Genomic DNA, 16,116 nt, shown 5'->3' with positions numbered 1-16,116 from the left:
AAAAGGAAACCCTTTGGAAAGCCTGCTTGAAGTACCTGTGGCAGAAGGTGCCACAGCCAGAATACTGCAAATTACCGACACGCACCTTTTTGCTAATAAGGGAGACTCATTGCTGGGAGTCAATACCTATCGCAGTTATCATGCTGTATTAGATAGGATTTTACAGCAAAATCTCGATATTGATTTGATAGTGGCGACAGGTGACCTGGTACAGGATCAGACCATCAATGCTTACCAGCATTTTGCTGAGGGCATTGCCCGTTTATCTGCTCCTTGTGTTTGGTTACCCGGTAATCACGATTATCAACCCGCAATGGTTGACACGTTGGCAGCAGCAGGTATTTCACCTTCCAAGCAGATAGTTATCGGACAGCATTGGCAGTTGATTATGCTGGACAGTCAAGTGCAAGGTGTTCCTCATGGTGAATTGACGGATTATCAGCTTGAGTGGATGAAAAAATGCCTGGATGAGCACAGTGATCGCCACACAATTATTATGCTTCACCATCACCCGATTCCGTCTGGATGCACATGGCTGGATCAGCACAGTTTGCGTAATGCTCCCGAATTATCAGCGTGTTTGAAAGGAAAAACCCAGGTGAAAGCCATGCTGTGTGGGCACATCCACCAAGAAGTTGATGAAATGTGGAACGGCATCCGCGTTATGGCAACCCCATCAACCTGTGTGCAATTTAAGCCACATTGTACTAATTTTATGCTTGATACAGTGGCTCCGGGGTGGCGTTATCTCGAACTGTCTGTGGCTGGCAACAATAAAGACGCGAAATTGCAGACACAGGTTCACAGGCTTAAGAGTAACGAGTTTTGCCCGGATTTAAATTCGGACGGATATTAATGTCGACGTTACTCTACTTACACGGTTTCAATAGTTCTCCTCAATCAGCGAAAGCGAATGCGTTGAAAACGTGGTTATACCAACAGCACCCTGAAATTGACATGTTGGTGCCGCAATTACCCCCGTATCCTGAAGATGCGGCCATCTTACTGGAAGAACTGGTGATGGAGCACGCCGGTGAAAACATCGGGCTGGTGGGTTCTTCTCTGGGCGGTTATCTGGCGATCTGGCTTTCCCAATGTTTTAGTTTGCCCGCTGTGGTTGTCAATCCTGCGGTACGTCCTTTCGACTTGTTTCAGAATTATATTGGGGAAAACGTGAATCCCTATACCGAAGAGCGCTATACTCTCGAACCAGGCCATATACATGATCTCAAAGTGATGCACATTGACCCGCTGGAATCACCTGATCTTATTTGGTTATTGCAGCAAACAGGGGATGAGGTGCTCGATTACCGCCAAGCCGTTGCTTACCTGATGCAGTGCCGGCAGACAGTTGAATCTGGTGGGAATCATGCTTTTATTGGCTTCGAATATTATTTCCCTCAAATCATTGACTTCTTGGGGTTAACCAGTGGCAATAGTAAAAAAATTGCCAAAAATAGGTAAACGACTGGTATTATCAACAGTAGATCAATACTGATTGGCCCTCTAATAATGAAGCAACCGACAGAATTACAACATGACTCAATCTAGTTACAACGCAGAGGCCATTGAAGTCCTCAGTGGCCTGGAGCCAGTTCGTCGCCGTCCCGGAATGTATACGGATACAGCCCGCCCGAACCATTTGGCACAGGAAGTGATCGATAACAGTGTGGACGAAGCTCTGGCTGGTCACGCGAAGCATATTGAAGTAATCCTTCACAGCGATCAGTCTCTGGAAGTGATAGATGATGGCCGTGGTATGCCGGTTGATATCCATCCTGAAGAAAAAGTTTCTGCTGTTGAATTGATTTTGACCCGCCTGCATGCGGGCGGCAAATTTTCCAATAAAAATTACCAATTCTCTGGTGGCCTGCATGGGGTTGGGATCTCGGTGGTTAACGCCCTCTCTAAGCGTGTGGAGGTGACTGTTCGTCGTAATAGTCAGGTACACCAAATTGCCTTTGAAAATGGTGAAAAAGTACAAGAATTGGAAGTCATCGGCAGTTGTGGCAAACGCAATACCGGAACGAGTGTCCATTTCTGGCCAGATGAAAGCTATTTCGACACGCCCCGTTTTTCTGCCACCCGTTTGACGCATTTGCTGAAGGCTAAGGCGGTACTGTGTCCGGGGGTTGAGATTGTTTTTAAAGACAAACTCAACGATACCGAACAGAAATGGTGTTATGCCGACGGGTTGACAGATTATCTGCTGGAAGCCGTCAACGGGCTGGTAACATTGCCACAAGCGCCTTTTGTCGGCACATTAAGCGGAGATACTGAAGCGGTTGACTGGACAGTACTCTGGCTACCGGAAGGCGGGGATTTATTGACGGAAAGTTACGTCAACTTGATCCCAACGGTACAAGGCGGCACCCATGTGAACGGCTTGCGTCAAGGTTTGTTGGACGCCATGCGTGAATTCTGCGAGTTCCGCAATATATTGCCACGTGGGGTTAAACTCTCTGCCGATGATATCTGGGATCGCTGTGCTTATGTGCTATCCCTTAAAATGCAAGATCCGCAATTTGCCGGCCAAACCAAAGAGCGCCTCTCTTCCCGCCAATCTGCAGCTTTCGTTTCCGGTGTGGTAAAAGATGCATTCAGCTTGTGGTTGAACCAGCATATTCAAGATGCAGAGCAACTCGCTGAAATGGCGATTGCCAGTGCGCAGCGTAGAATGCGGGCGGCGAAGAAAGTGGTACGCAAAAAGCTGACTAATGGCCCTGCTTTGCCGGGTAAATTAGCAGATTGTACTGCGCAAGATCTCAATATTACTGAACTGTTTTTAGTGGAAGGGGATTCTGCGGGTGGCTCTGCCAAGCAAGCCCGTGATCGTGAGTTTCAGGCGATCATGCCGCTGCGCGGAAAGATCCTGAACACATGGGAAGTCTCTTCGGATGAAGTGCTGGCTTCGCAGGAAGTTCATGATATCTCGGTTGCAATTGGTATCGATCCAGACAGCGAAGATCTGAGCCAACTGCGCTACGGTAAAGTTTGCATACTGGCGGATGCAGACTCTGATGGATTGCACATTGCTACATTGCTGTGCGCCCTGTTTGTCCGTCATTTTCCGACATTGGTGAAACGTGGGCATGTCTACATGGCAATGCCGCCGCTGTATCGCATCGACCTCGGTAAAGAAGTACATTATGCGCTGGATGAAGGGGAAAAAAGCGCCATTTTGGATCGTTTGAGCCGCAAGCGGGGCAAGCCGAACGTTCAGCGCTTTAAAGGGTTGGGTGAAATGAACCCAATGCAGTTGCGTGAAACCACGTTAGATCCTAACACTCGCCGTCTGGTGCAATTGACTATCGACGATGAAAATTATCAAGAAACCCTCTCTGTCATGGATATGCTTCTGGCGAAGAAACGTTCAGAAGATCGCCGTAATTGGCTGCAAGAGAAGGGCGATTCCATCAATATCGAAGTTTAGCGCATGAATTGAGCGCAAAGATAGTCAATACAGATCCTGAGGAAATTATTACATGAGTGAGATAACTCACGACGGTGTGGAGCGTCAGCCGCTCCACACGTTCACTGAAAATGCCTATTTGAATTACTCCATGTACGTCATCATGGACAGGGCGTTGCCTTTTATTGGTGATGGCTTAAAGCCTGTTCAGCGTCGTATTGTCTATGCGATGTCAGAACTTGGGTTGAGCAACAGCGCCAAATTTAAAAAATCTGCCCGTACTGTCGGTGATGTTCTTGGTAAATATCATCCACATGGCGATGGGGCTTGTTATGAAGCTATGGTTTTGATGGCACAGCCTTTCTCATATCGCTATCCGTTAGTCGATGGACAAGGTAACTGGGGCGCACCGGATGATCCAAAATCCTTTGCGGCGATGCGTTATACCGAATCCCGTTTGTCCAAATATGCCGAATTGTTACTGTCTGAGTTGGGGCAAGGAACCGTAGCTTGGGTGCCAAACTTTGATGGTACATTGCAGGAGCCTAAGTGTTTGCCTGCACGTCTGCCCAATATTTTGCTCAATGGCACCACGGGGATTGCTGTCGGTATGGCGACCGATATCCCACCACACAATGCCCGTGAGGTCGTGAATGCACTGATTGCCATGCTGGATAAGCCAGATCTATCGCTTGATGAGGTGATGGAATATGTCAAAGGGCCGGACTACCCGACAGAAGCTGAGATCATCACGCCAAAAGAAGATATCCGCAAGATCTACAAAAATGGCCGTGGTTCGGTGCGGATGCGGGCGATTTGGTCGAAAGAAGACAGTAACGTCGTGATCACGGCTTTGCCTCATCAGGTATCTGGCGCGAAGATATTAGAGCAAATTGCCAGCCAGATGCGGGCGAAGAAGTTGCCGATGGTAGATGATCTGCGTGATGAATCTGATCATGAAAATCCAACCCGTTTGGTGATTGTTCCCCGTACTAACCGCGTGGATGTTGAGCAGGTAATGAACCACTTGTTTGCAACCACCGATTTGGAAAAAAGCTATCGCGTCAATCTCAACATGATCGGTCTGGATAACCGTCCTGCGGTTAAGGGATTGGTTGAGATCCTCAGTGAATGGCTGGTTTTCCGGCGCGAAACCGTGCGTAATCGCTTGAATCACCGTCTGGAAAAAGTGCTTAAGCGTTTGCATATTCTGGAAGGTTTGCTGGTGGCCTATCTTAATATTGATGAAGTCATCCACATTATTCGCAATGAAGATGAACCGAAATCAGTATTGATGCAGCGTTTTGACTTAACCGAAACGCAGGCAGAAGCCATTCTTGAACTGAAATTGCGTCATTTGGCGAAACTGGAAGAAGTCAAAATCCGTGGTGAGCAGGATGAGTTGGCGAAAGAACGCGATAAACTTCAGGCGATTTTGGGTTCTGAACGTAAGTTAAATACGTTACTGAAAAAAGAAATTATTGCCGATGCAGAAAGCTACGGTGATGACCGTCGCTCGCCGCTCAAAGAGCGCACGGAAGCGAAGGCCATGAGTGATCACGACATCCTGCCGTCTGAGCCGATTACTGTCATTATGTCAGAGATGGGCTGGGTACGTAGTGCGAAAGGGCACGAGATTGATCCGGCTGGCTTAAATTACAAATCGGGTGACAGCTTCCGCAGTGCGGCGCGTGGCAAGAGTAACCAGCCTGTGGTCTTTATTGATACCACCGGGCGTAGTTATTCCCTTGATCCGCTGGATTTGCCATCAGCCAGAGGGCAGGGAGAACCATTAACGGGCAAACTGGCGTTGCCGGTAGGGGCATCAGTTGAGCATCTTTTGATGGCGAAAGAAGACCAGAAATTCGTGATGGCATCTGATGCGGGGTATGGTTTTATCTGTACTTTCAGTGAATTGATCGCCAAGAACCGGGCGGGCAAGGCCATGATTACTTTGCCTGAAAATGCCAAAGTAATGCAGCCATTGGAGATTAACAACGAACAGGATGATATGTTACTGGCGCTTACCAAAGCGGGTCGTATGTTGATGTTCCCGGTGTCTGATCTGCCACAGCTTTCAAAGGGTAAGGGCAATAAGATTGTTTCCATCCCGGCGGCACAGGCTGCATCAGGCGAAGATATGTTGACTTGGTTACGGGTATTGCCAGCACAATCTTCTATCACGCTTTACTTTGGCAAACGCAAATTACTGCTTCGCCCTGAGGAGTTACAGAAATTCAGGGCAGAGAGAGGGCGCAAGGGAGCGTCTCTGCCTCGTGGGTTACAGCGTGTTGAACGCATTGACGTGGTTTGTAATACAAGCAATTAAGCTGCGAATTGCAGGATAAAAGGTATATACCAAGCCAACTTCAAGATGCGTGTTATATTTCCCCGCAGCGCGGGGAAATATAAGGCTTCGCGTCGTCTTGCGGATGGCAACTTGAAGTTTATCGAGTATAAATCGTCATTTTAGGCCAGTGTAATGAATGGAATGCACTGGCCTTTCAACAAGAGGCCGCTATGCTAGCAATCATTCGGGGAATTATTGTTATTCTGTTTGTGATACTGATCTTTATTTTTGGATGTACCTACTGTTTATTCAGCCCCCGCAACCCACGTCATGTTATGACTTTCGGGCATGCGTTTGGCAAATTGCATAAAGTGCTTGGCATTAAGTTGCAGGAACGTATTCCAAAGGAAGCTCGGGAATATGGACCCAGCATTTATATCGGCAATCACCAAAATAATTACGACATGGTTACGATGTCGAATGCGGTGCAGCCACGTACAGTCACCGTGGGCAAAAAAAGCCTGGTCTTTATTCCCTTCTTTGGCCTGATTTATTGGCTGACAGGTAATATTTTGATCGACAGGAACAATCGGACAAAAGCCCATGGCACGATTTCACAGGTTGTCGATCAGATCAGAAAAAATCGGGTTTCGGTTTGGATGTTTCCAGAAGGAACGCGCAGTCGGGGGCGTGGGTTGATGCCTTTTAAAACAGGCGCCTTTCATGCCGCCATTACAGCCGGTGCACCTATTGTACCGGTCTGTGTTTCGACAACACACGATAAAATAAAACTAAATCGTTGGGATAATGGCACCGTCATTGTTGAAATGTTGCCCCCGATTGATACCACGAAATATACCAAAGATCAGGTTCGTGAATTGGCAGAACACTGCCGACAAATGATGAAAACGAAAATTGAAGAATTGGATAAAGAAGTCGAGGTACTTAATCAGCGTGGGTAGCCAGTTGGGCTGATTATCACTATAATTTTTCAATAATTTTAGAAATTTTCTCCTGTTCACGATATGATTGCGTTTAATAAATTAACGTTTTTATTAAACGCAATCGATAGAATAATAAATCCTGATAGCCACAATATCAGGGTATTCATCTCTGCAATTATTTGAATCAGGCAATCATTGGGAATTGCGATTCGGGTTGTGGGAATTATTTTTATCGTAAAGAGATTATTCCTTCTGTGGAGACCTTCTGTGGAGAAAGTATGTCACTGAGTCGGCGCCAATTTATTCAGGCTTCTGGTTTGGCTATGTGTTTAGGGGCGCTTCCTTTTGTCGTTCGGGCCAACAAAAATCAACAAACCAAATTGCCACTCCCTCCCTTACTTGAATCCCGCAGAGGGCAACCCCTGTTTTTAGCCATACAAAAAGCCACCTGGTCATTTAACGGTCATAATAAAGCTCAAGTCTGGGGCATCAACGGACATTATTTGGGACCAACCATTCGGGTTCACCGGGGGGATGATGTCAAACTGATCTATAGCAATCGATTATCTGAACCGGTTTCAATGACCGTCGGGGGATTACTGGTGCCTGGAACCTTGATGGGAGGTTCAGCGCGTTTGATGGCACCGGGGGAAAGCTGGTCGCCGGTTATCCCGATAGATCAAGTTGCAACGACCTGTTGGTATCATGCCAATACCCCAAATCGCATGGCACGGCATGTTTATGCCGGTCTTGCGGGTATGTGGCTGGTGGAAGATGAAAGTAGCCGCAGCCTGCCTTTACCCAGACATTATGGTGTCGATGATTTTCCTGTTATCTTGCAAGATAAGCGGTTGGATAATTTTGGTGTACCGCAATATAAACCGTCAGCTAATCAAGGCTTTCTTGGTGATACCTTGGTGGTGAATGGTGTCGAAAATCCTTTTGTGGAGGTTGCCAGAGGTTGGGTCAGGTTACGTTTCCTGAATGCATCTAATGCCCGTCGATATCAATTGCAACTCAGTGATGGGCACCCTTTCTGCATGATTGCCACTGATCAAGGCTTGCTGCCTGCTCCCGTGACGGTACAGTTATTATCACTTGCGCCGGGAGAACGGCGAGAAGTCTTGATTGATATGTCGAAAGTAGAGAGTGTTACCGTTACGGCGGGAGAGTCCGCTGGTGTCATCGATCGTTTGAAAGGCTTGTTTGAGCCTTCGACCAAACTGTTGTCAACGACGGTATTAACCCTAAAAGCCAGCGGATTACTTCCTTTGGTAACAGATCAACTCCCAGCTCAACTTATCGTCGATAATCCGCAGATCAACTCTACCATTCAAAGTCGTCAGATTGATTTGGGCGATTATTCGCAGGGGATTAATGGCTCACGGCTGAATGAGCATCGAATCGATATCACAAGCCAACAAGGCGCGTGGGAACGTTGGATAGTCACAACGTCAGTGCCTCAGCCTTTCCATATTGAAGGGGTAAGATTTAAGATCATCAGCCTGAATGGTAATCGTCCGGAGCCACAGGATTATGGTTGGAAAGATACCGTTTGGATTGATAGTCGTGCTGAGTTGCTGGTTAATATGATGCAGCCGTCTTATGATCATTTTCCTTTCATGTATTACAGCCAGATATTGGAGATGGCAGATCGTGGGGTTGCCGGGCAGTTAATTGTTAATCCTGCTGGTTTTTAAATGAAATCTTTGCTCTGTTACTCGTTTCTGGCTCTGTTTTATACCAAGCCAACTTCAAGATGCGTGTTATATTTCCCCGCGCAGCGGGGAAATATAAGGCCTCGCGTCGTCTTGCGGATTGTAACTTGAAGTTTATCGAGTATAGATAGATATTCTGTCAAATTGAATGAAGTTGTTATTTTTCTGCCTGCTTGTTAAGTAATAATGTGTTAAACAACGGATTGTTTAACAATTCACGGGCAAACTCACTATTTGTTTGGATAAATGGCTAATCTTATCGACTGAGAGTAACCCTTTCCGTATAGTGTCCAAAATTTTCATACTACTTAGCTGTAAGGTGATTTAATGATTATCAGCTTGATTGCTGCGATGGCTATGGATCGGGTTATCGGTATGGAAAATACCATGCCGTGGACTTTGCCGGGTGATTTAGCCTGGTTTAAACACAATACACTCGGAAAGCCGGTTGTAATGGGGCGAGTGACTTATGAATCGATTGGCCGTCCTTTGCCAGGGCGCCTGAATATCGTGATTAGCAGTCAACCTGTAAATGATGATCGGGTGACTTGGGTTAACTCTATCGAAGCTGCTTTATCAGCTGCCGGCGATGTTAACGAAGTGATGGTGATGGGAGGAGGGCAAATTTATGAGCAATTTATTCCTCTGGCTAATCGTATGTATCTGACTCACATTGATGCAGAAGTGATTGGTGACACGCATTTCCCTGATTATGAACCTGATGAATGGAATTCAACGTTTACCGAATACTACGATGCAGATGAAAACAATTCTCATAGCTATTGTTTTGAAATTCTGGAACGTCGAGAGTGAGTTAATCTTACGTGCGGAGTGCCTTGGGGCACTCCAGTGTCACAGGCAGGTTTATTATTTATCAGCCTTATGATTTGGGTAATGGCTCCTGGCTGAAATACTGCTTATCTTCCCAACGAAGCAGGGTCAATTTACCTCCCCAACAACACCCCGTATCCAGAGCATAGATGCCAGCGGGTGTGCCTTGACCTTCCAGGGCTGCCCAATGACCAAAGGCGATGGAATAGTCCTCAGGAATGCGGCGCGGTAATGCAAACCAGGGTTTTAGCGGGGCAGGGGCATTTTCCGGTTTGGATTTGCAGCTCATATCCAATTGCCCATGTGGAAAACAATAACGCATGCGGGTCAACGCATTGGTACTGTAACGTAATCGAGCAAGTCCGCTTAACTCTGGCGTCCAATTATTCGGCATATCCCCATACATCTCATTGAGAAACAAGGGATAACTGTCACTGCGAAGAATGGCTTCCACTTCACGGGCACATATTCTGGCTGTTTCCAGATCCCATTGTGGGGTAAGCCCTGCATGTGCCATGACGATTTTCCGTTCTTCATCGATTTGCAGCATTGGCTGTTTTCTCAACCAATTTATTAATTCATCGGCATCCGGTGCCGCGAGTAATTCATCCAGCAAATCTTTCGGCTTATTGCGGCTGATCTTAGCGTAAACCGCCAACAGATGCAGATCGTGATTGCCCAATACCAGTTTAACTGCGGAGCCAAGTTGCTTAATGTAGCGAAGTACCGCCAATGAATCAGGGCCACGAGCGACCAAATCGCCGGTTAACCATAAAGTGTCTTCACTGGAATTAAAATTGACTTGTTCTAACAAGGCGCGAAATTCACGATAACAGCCGTGAATATCGCCAATAAGGTATGTAGCCATAATTAATTTATCAGTGATGGAATAGCCAGCCGGAACACGGGAATGGTGACACGGAACGGACGGCCATCATGATCAATCATTTGATAATGGCCTTCCATTGTCCCCAGCGGTGTTTCCAAAATAGCGCCACTGCTGTAGCGATATTCTGTTCCCGGTGGGATCAAAGGTTGTTTTCCCACAACCCCTTCACCCTGAACTTCGGTTAGGTGACCATCACTGTTGGTAATGCGCCAGTAACGGCTGATAAGTTGCACAGGGGAATGCCCAAGATTGCGAATTGATACAGTATAAGCAAACACAAAACGTTGTTGTTCCGGCTGTGATTGACTTTCTACGTAAGTACTTTGTACTTGAATATGAATTCTTGGTTCATTGAGCATAGAGACCTCCTGTTGCTGCAACGCCTGTTTATTTGTTTAGGCAATTTCAGGTTGAGATGATAACCAGTTCGCCATCTTACAGTATTGCTCGACAGAGATGTTTTCAGCCCGCGTGTTTGGATCAACACCCAATTCAGTTAACTGTTCAACAGAAAAAAGGCTCCCAAGGCTATTGCGGATTGTTTTTCTCCGTTGGTTAAATGCCTGCGTTGTGATCCGGGCTAACATACGAATATCCTGAACAGGATAAGGCATACTCTTGTGTGGGATCAAACGCACAATAGCAGAATCCACTTTTGGCGCGGGTATAAATGCTGTTGGCGGTACTTCAAGAACAGGGATTACCTGACAGTAGTATTGTGCCATCACACTTAAACGTCCATAGGCTTTACTGTCAGGCCCTGCGACAAGACGATTCACAACTTCTTTCTGCAACATAAAGCTCATATCAGCGATAGCATCAGTATAGCTGAAAAGATGGAACATTAACGGCGTAGAGATGTTATACGGCAAGTTACCAAATACACGCAGGGATTGCCCATGTTCTTTGGCTATCTGCCCAAAATCAACGGTCATTGCATCTTGCTGAATGATTGTCAGTTTATCTTTCAGTTTGGGGTGGACGTGCAGACGAGCCGCTAAATCACGGTCAAGCTCGACGACAGTCATCTTATCCATGCGTTCACCCACTGGCTCGGTTAGTGCCCCCAGACCTGGACCGATTTCCACGATGGCCTGGCCAACCTGTGGGTTCATTGCATTGACAATACTATCAATGATAAATTTATCGGTTAAAAAGTTTTGCCCGAAACGTTTACGGGCATGGTGCCCTTGGTGGACTTTGTTATTCATTACTGTTTTGTATCATTTTAATTGCTAGATTCAATGCGGTGATAAAACTACCCACATCAGCTTGACCTGTCCCCGCCAGCTCCAGTGCTGTGCCATGATCGACAGAAGTTCGGATAAATGGCAGTCCCAACGTAATATTCACGGCCCTGCCAAACCCCTGGTATTTTAACACGGGTAACCCTTGATCGTGATACATTGAAAGCACGGCATCAGCATGATCTAAATATTTGGGTTGGAACAGGGTATCCGCAGGTAATGGACCTTCCAGCCATATCCTTTCTGCTCTCAGACTGTCTAAAGCAGGCATGATGATATCTATTTCTTCATGCCCCATATGCCCGCCTTCACCGGCATGAGGGTTCAGACCGCAAACATAGATATGGGGACGGGGGATACCGAATTTGGTTTTTAGATCATGATTAAGAATGGTGATCACTTCCCGCAAGGAGTCAAACGTAATTGCGTTGGGGACATCCAGAATCGGCAGGTGCGTGGTTGCCAGCGCAACCCGTAGCTCTTCCGTTGCTAACATCATGACCACCCTTGAGCATTGGCTGTGGTCAGCAAAAAACTCAGTATGTCCGATAAAAGGCACGCCTGCATCATTAATGACACCTTTATGTACAGGTCCTGTCACTAATGCTGAAAATTCTCCATTCAGGCAACCATCGCAGGCTCTTGCTAAGGTTTCCGTGACGTAGAGACCATTTTTCCGGTTTAACTCCCCTGCAATCGTCGGGGCGTGAAGATTCACGGGCAGGATGGTTAAGGTTCCGGCTGCTTGTGATAACGAAATGTGTTCTGGAGAATAAGTTTGCAGTTGCAGAGGTAAATTCAATTGTTCAGCTCGGGAGAGCATCAGCTCTGGGTCGGCACAAACAACCAGTTGGGCAGGCCATTCTTTTTGCGCCAAGGCAATGACTAAGTCAGGGCCAACCCCGGCAGGTTCGCCGGGGGTAATGACGATGGGTTTATTATTGAGCATCGTTGCCATCTAAAATTTTCACATAAGCAGAGGCGCGTAATTCCTGCACCCAGTTTTGTGCCTCTTCATTGAATTTACGGTTGAACAGCAGGCGGTAGGCACGATCTTTCTGTGCGGCGTCTGTTCTGTCAACTTTGCGGCTGTCCAGCAGTTGGATTAAGTGCCAGCCGAAAGAGGAGTGAACAGGCTGGCTGATCTCACCTTTTTGCAGCTTCATCAACGCATCCCGGAAAGCAGGATCGTAAGCACTCGGCAAATTCCAACCCAGTTCTCCACCACGCATGGCTGAACCTGGATCTTCTGAATGCGCTTTTGCTGCTGCTTCGAATGAAGTTTTGCCGCTTAAGATCTCTTCCCTGAGTTTCATCAACTCGTTGCGTGCCTGCTCGTCATTCATAATCGGTGATGTTTTCAGCAAAATATGGCGGGCATTCACTTCGGTGACGGCAATTGACATCTGACCACCACGGATGTCATTCACTTTCAGAATGTGAAAACCAACACCGGAACGAATTGGGCCAATAATCTGCCCCTTATGGGCAGACTTGAGCTGTGCAGCATACAGGGATGACAATTCTTGCGGTTTGTTCCAACCCATATTTCCCCCTTTCAGGGCTTGGGCATCACCAGAATAGGAGAGGGCTAATTTGCCGAAATCCACGCCATTCTGGAGTTCAGACAAGATTTTTTTGATCGTGGTTTCCGCTTTTTCTACCTGCTCCTGGCTTGGGTTTTCCGGCAGAGGGATCAGGATCTGGCTGAGATTTACCTCATAGTCCTGACTGTCTTGGTTGCTGATTTGGTTAGCCAGTGAATCAACTTCCTGTGGCAGGATAGTGATGCGGCGGCGTACCTCATTGTTACGTACATCTGCAATCATCATCTCTTTGCGGATCCGATTACGGTAGGTATCAAAACTCATCCCTTCTGCGGTCAGATTTTGTTGTAACTGAGCAAGGCTCAAGTGGTTTTGAGCCGCAATATTAGCGAGCGCAGAATCTAAGGCTTGATCTGGGATAGTTAGCTGCATCCGGTTTGCTATTTGCAGAACAATATCATCCATAATCAGGCGCTCAAGGATTTGGTGACGCAATGTTTTCTCATCCGGTAATTGCTGGCCTGCATGTTTTGCATTGAGTTTAACGGATTGTAAAAGGCTGTTAACGTCACTTTCCAGTACGACATCGTTGTTAACAACGGCGGCGACCTTATTCAGCTCTTGTGGAGCAGCCATTGCGACAGAGTTTACTGAAAACATCAATCCGAAAATGAGCGATCTCCAGTTCTTCATACATTTCCCATCATATCAATCCCGCCTTGGCGGGGTTATTTTGTTTACATTGCGTTTATCGGTATCAGAATGCACGTTGGTATGGAAGAATACCTTGCTGCAACATTTTCTGACTACCTAAACTAGGATTGTTACTTAAGCCACGAAGTTCAATATTGAATGACCATTTGTTGTCATATTGACTACTGTCGAAGCGCCAGTCGGTGATCTTGCGTTCATAACCTACACTGACTGCCCAGCAGCAGGTGTTGTATTGCAAACCGACCATCTGGTTTGCTGGCTGTTTCTCTTTGGTATCGTAGTAATAAGCCCCGACAAATGCCCAACGATCTGACAATGGCCAGCTTGCCACCATACCAATCTGAGAAATTCCTTGCTGATAAGCGGGTGCGCCTCCCTTGAGTGTGGCTTGAATATAATCGCGGTCAACAAAACGGTAGCTTAACTGCAACATGCGGTCAGTATCATGACGGTATTCCATTACGGCATTACCCATAGTGAAGCTGTCCAGACGATTATCATATTGCAGCCCACCTTTGATGCCCCAGGAATCATTGATTCTCCAGTGTACATCTCCAGCCCAGGTTGTCGCCCCCGTGCCTTTTTTGTTTCCGATGATATCTTTGCTACCTGAAACAGACCCAGCATCTTCGGTACGTGGACGTTCAAAGTAGTAGATTTGACCTACGGACAGGCTAAAACGTTCAACCAAATCTTCATCATAAATACGGGTGGTCACGCCAGTGGTAAATTGATTAGCAGACGAGATGCGATCCAAGCCGCTGTAGAAGTGATCGCGGAACAGCCCGGTATAGTCCGATTGCAGCAGGGAAGAATCAAAGTTATTGATGTTGTTTTGATTCTTATAAGGCACATAGAGATATTGAACGCGTGGCTCCAGTGTCTGGGTATAATTCTGGTTAAGATACATGGCGCGTTCAAACACCATCTTCGCATCTGATTTAAATACCGGCAGGACACGATTGACTGATCTTTCCAGTGCAGGTATCTCAGAGTTGGCTTTCGTTGTTTCAGTAAGATCCTGTTGGTAATGGGTTGCCATCAATTTAAATTCATTATTGATGCTCGCCCAACCATTGGAGACTGGTAAATTAATGGACGGCTCCAGATGCCAGCGTGTTCCGTCCGGCCACCGGTTACCTACACTGGTAAATTTGGCGACTTGGGCATAAGTACGAAAATCAAAGGGTCCCAAATCATTTTTATAGTAGTTGAAATCCAACTGAGGTGCTGTTCGGTAAGCTTTTCCCCTATCACTGGGGGTAAAGATTTGGAACTGTTTGGTTGTCAGTGTGGTATTCCAGTTTTGTTGAGCATAGCCAATACTGAATTTCTGAGTGGCATAGCCATCGGTGCTGGAACCGTATTGTGAGTTGAAGTCACTGAAATAGTTCGGATCACTGACTTTGGTATAATCAGCACTGAAACGCCAAACCTGATTCATGACGCCACTGTGATTCCAGTAGAACAACCAGCGTCTGTTGCTATCCCGCTCAGGTCTGGCATTGAGTCTTTTATCCTCTTCATACAGACGATCACGCCCAATCCAATCCAGCGCAACTGTACCTGCCCCTGCTTTGGTTAAATAACGGAATTCATTATCCAGCTTCAAACCCCGCATCGTGATGAGATGCGGAGTAATCGTGGCATCATAGTTGGGGGCAATGTTCCAATAATATGGCAGCAGGAATTGGAAGCCATCTTTGTTGGAAAAACTGGCATTCGGAATTAAGAAACCAGAACGGCGTTTATCCCCGATGGGTAATTGCAAATAGGGCGTATAAAACACCGGCACATTGGCAACACGAAAACGGGCATTCCAGATTTCGGCGACTTCTTCTTCACGGTCAAGGATGACCTCAGAACCCACGACACTCCAGCTATCATTACCGGGCAAACAGGAAGTGAATATCCCATTATTCATGATGGTATAGCGGTTTTCATCACGCAGCATCATCTTGTCTGCGCTGCCACGTCCTTGACGGCCAACCATCTGGTACTTGCCTTGTTCCACGTCGGTATCTTTATTGTTCAGATTCGCCCAGGCGCGTGGCCCCTTCAAAATGATCTGAGGGTCATCATAGCTGACATTACCTACTGCGGTAACAGTGCGCACAGGTTCTTTATCCTGCTCTTGTGTCTGTTCGAGCCGAACCTTATCGGCTATCAGTGTTTTATTTCCCTGTTGGATATTCACATTGCCAATGAACTCAGCCGCATTGGGATATTCACCGTGAGAATCATCGGACTGAATATAAACTGGCAGTTTATTAGGGTCGCCTGTGATAATCGGCTTATCGTAGACAGGGACACCCAGCATACATTGTGCTGCGAGGTCAGCATGGGCTTGCTGACTATAAAGTGCTGCCCATACCATTGTGGCCAGCAGGGTAGGATAACATTTATTCATAGATGTTTATGCGGTTCCGTCATCAGTGGCATCGTGCCGGCAAACGCTCAGAGACTAACGTAGTTGAGAGATATGCGCCAGAGTAAAGTTTAACTTTGCTAATCTTGTTGTTAG

The 16,116-nt window shown here is 46.8% G+C and carries 13 protein-coding genes; 7 read left to right on the top strand and 6 right to left on the bottom strand.

The features are described 5' to 3' along the window. Window positions 1–13: 13 nt before the first annotated feature. The 7 genes from cpdA to folA all read left to right on the top strand — a co-directional run bounded on the left by cpdA (window position 14) and on the right by folA (window position 9,177). Window positions 14–856, top strand: a complete 843-nt coding sequence (cpdA, locus tag PXH59_RS12275; protein ID WP_047766626.1) for a 3',5'-cyclic-AMP phosphodiesterase — start codon at window positions 14–16, stop codon at window positions 854–856. Beyond that, window positions 856–1,464, top strand: coding sequence for an esterase YqiA (gene yqiA, locus PXH59_RS12270; RefSeq protein WP_285808587.1), 609 nt, complete (start codon window positions 856–858; stop codon window positions 1,462–1,464). The genes cpdA and yqiA overlap by 1 nt, the downstream gene beginning before the upstream one ends. Before the next feature lie 73 nt (window positions 1,465–1,537). Then, window positions 1,538–3,433: a DNA topoisomerase IV subunit B gene (gene parE / locus PXH59_RS12265; RefSeq protein ID WP_285808586.1), complete on the top strand. Its 1,896-nt coding sequence runs from the start codon at window positions 1,538–1,540 to the stop codon at window positions 3,431–3,433. A gap of 52 nt (window positions 3,434–3,485) precedes the next feature. Next, on the top strand, window positions 3,486–5,741 hold the full coding sequence (gene parC, locus PXH59_RS12260) for a DNA topoisomerase IV subunit A (protein WP_285808585.1): 2,256 nt from the start codon (window positions 3,486–3,488) through the stop codon (window positions 5,739–5,741). Window positions 5,742–5,932: 191 nt separating this feature from the next. Beyond that, the gene (locus PXH59_RS12255; RefSeq protein ID WP_047766622.1) at window positions 5,933–6,664 is read left to right on the top strand and encodes a 1-acylglycerol-3-phosphate O-acyltransferase; all 732 of its coding nucleotides are present in this window, start codon (window positions 5,933–5,935) and stop codon (window positions 6,662–6,664) included. A 260-nt stretch (window positions 6,665–6,924) separates the two neighbouring features. After that, entirely contained in the window at window positions 6,925–8,346 is a 1,422-nt protein-coding gene (gene ftsP / locus PXH59_RS12250) for a cell division protein FtsP (RefSeq protein WP_285808582.1), read from the top strand. A gap of 345 nt (window positions 8,347–8,691) precedes the next feature. Then, complete coding sequence (folA, locus tag PXH59_RS12245; RefSeq protein ID WP_285808581.1) at window positions 8,692–9,177, top strand: type 3 dihydrofolate reductase; 486 nt, start codon at window positions 8,692–8,694, stop codon at window positions 9,175–9,177. Window positions 9,178–9,244: 67 nt separating this feature from the next. On the opposite strand, the gene apaH is transcribed toward folA, so the two are convergent. The 6 genes from apaH to lptD form a co-directional block, all read right to left on the bottom strand. Continuing rightward, window positions 9,245–10,063, bottom strand: a complete 819-nt coding sequence (gene apaH / locus PXH59_RS12240) for a bis(5'-nucleosyl)-tetraphosphatase (symmetrical) ApaH (RefSeq protein WP_285808579.1) — start codon at window positions 10,061–10,063, stop codon at window positions 9,245–9,247. 2 nt (window positions 10,064–10,065) lie between these two features. Further along, the gene (apaG, locus tag PXH59_RS12235) at window positions 10,066–10,443 is read right to left on the bottom strand and encodes a Co2+/Mg2+ efflux protein ApaG (protein ID WP_047766618.1); all 378 of its coding nucleotides are present in this window, start codon (window positions 10,441–10,443) and stop codon (window positions 10,066–10,068) included. Between the two features lie 36 nt (window positions 10,444–10,479). Next, entirely contained in the window at window positions 10,480–11,295 is an 816-nt protein-coding gene (gene rsmA / locus PXH59_RS12230) for a 16S rRNA (adenine(1518)-N(6)/adenine(1519)-N(6))-dimethyltransferase RsmA (protein ID WP_285808576.1), read from the bottom strand. Further along, complete coding sequence (pdxA, locus tag PXH59_RS12225; protein ID WP_285811764.1) at window positions 11,288–12,280, bottom strand: 4-hydroxythreonine-4-phosphate dehydrogenase PdxA; 993 nt, start codon at window positions 12,278–12,280, stop codon at window positions 11,288–11,290. Before pdxA ends, rsmA begins: the two co-directional genes overlap by 8 nt. Continuing rightward, complete coding sequence (gene surA, locus PXH59_RS12220; RefSeq protein WP_047766615.1) at window positions 12,270–13,571, bottom strand: peptidylprolyl isomerase SurA; 1,302 nt, start codon at window positions 13,569–13,571, stop codon at window positions 12,270–12,272. Before surA ends, pdxA begins: the two co-directional genes overlap by 11 nt. Before the next feature lie 64 nt (window positions 13,572–13,635). Beyond that, window positions 13,636–16,002 (bottom strand): LPS assembly protein LptD, encoded by a 2,367-nt coding sequence (gene lptD / locus PXH59_RS12215; RefSeq protein ID WP_285808575.1) that lies wholly within the window; start codon window positions 16,000–16,002, stop codon window positions 13,636–13,638. Window positions 16,003–16,116: the final 114 nt, after the last annotated feature.

Origin of the sequence: Xenorhabdus bakwenae, from assembly GCF_030272115.1 — a bacterium.
Lineage (GTDB): Bacteria > Pseudomonadota > Gammaproteobacteria > Enterobacterales > Enterobacteriaceae > Xenorhabdus > Xenorhabdus bakwenae.
This window is presented reverse-complemented; position numbering and strand designations above follow the sequence as displayed.

Coding starts and splice junctions, on each gene's coding strand:
- yqiA (WP_285808587.1), top strand. CDS start 856: ATGTCGACGTTACTCTACTTACACGGTTTCAATAGTTCTCCTCAATCA.
- parE (WP_285808586.1), top strand. CDS start 1,538: ATGACTCAATCTAGTTACAACGCAGAGGCCATTGAAGTCCTCAGTGGC.
- parC (WP_285808585.1), top strand. CDS start 3,486: ATGAGTGAGATAACTCACGACGGTGTGGAGCGTCAGCCGCTCCACACG.
- PXH59_RS12255 (WP_047766622.1), top strand. CDS start 5,933: ATGCTAGCAATCATTCGGGGAATTATTGTTATTCTGTTTGTGATACTG.
- ftsP (WP_285808582.1), top strand. CDS start 6,925: ATGTCACTGAGTCGGCGCCAATTTATTCAGGCTTCTGGTTTGGCTATG.
- folA (WP_285808581.1), top strand. CDS start 8,692: ATGATTATCAGCTTGATTGCTGCGATGGCTATGGATCGGGTTATCGGT.
- apaH (WP_285808579.1), bottom strand. CDS start 10,063: ATGGCTACATACCTTATTGGCGATATTCACGGCTGTTATCGTGAATTT.
- apaG (WP_047766618.1), bottom strand. CDS start 10,443: ATGCTCAATGAACCAAGAATTCATATTCAAGTACAAAGTACTTACGTA.
- rsmA (WP_285808576.1), bottom strand. CDS start 11,295: ATGAATAACAAAGTCCACCAAGGGCACCATGCCCGTAAACGTTTCGGG.
- pdxA (WP_285811764.1), bottom strand. CDS start 12,280: ATGCTCAATAATAAACCCATCGTCATTACCCCCGGCGAACCTGCCGGG.
- surA (WP_047766615.1), bottom strand. CDS start 13,571: ATGAAGAACTGGAGATCGCTCATTTTCGGATTGATGTTTTCAGTAAAC.
- lptD (WP_285808575.1), bottom strand. CDS start 16,002: ATGAATAAATGTTATCCTACCCTGCTGGCCACAATGGTATGGGCAGCA.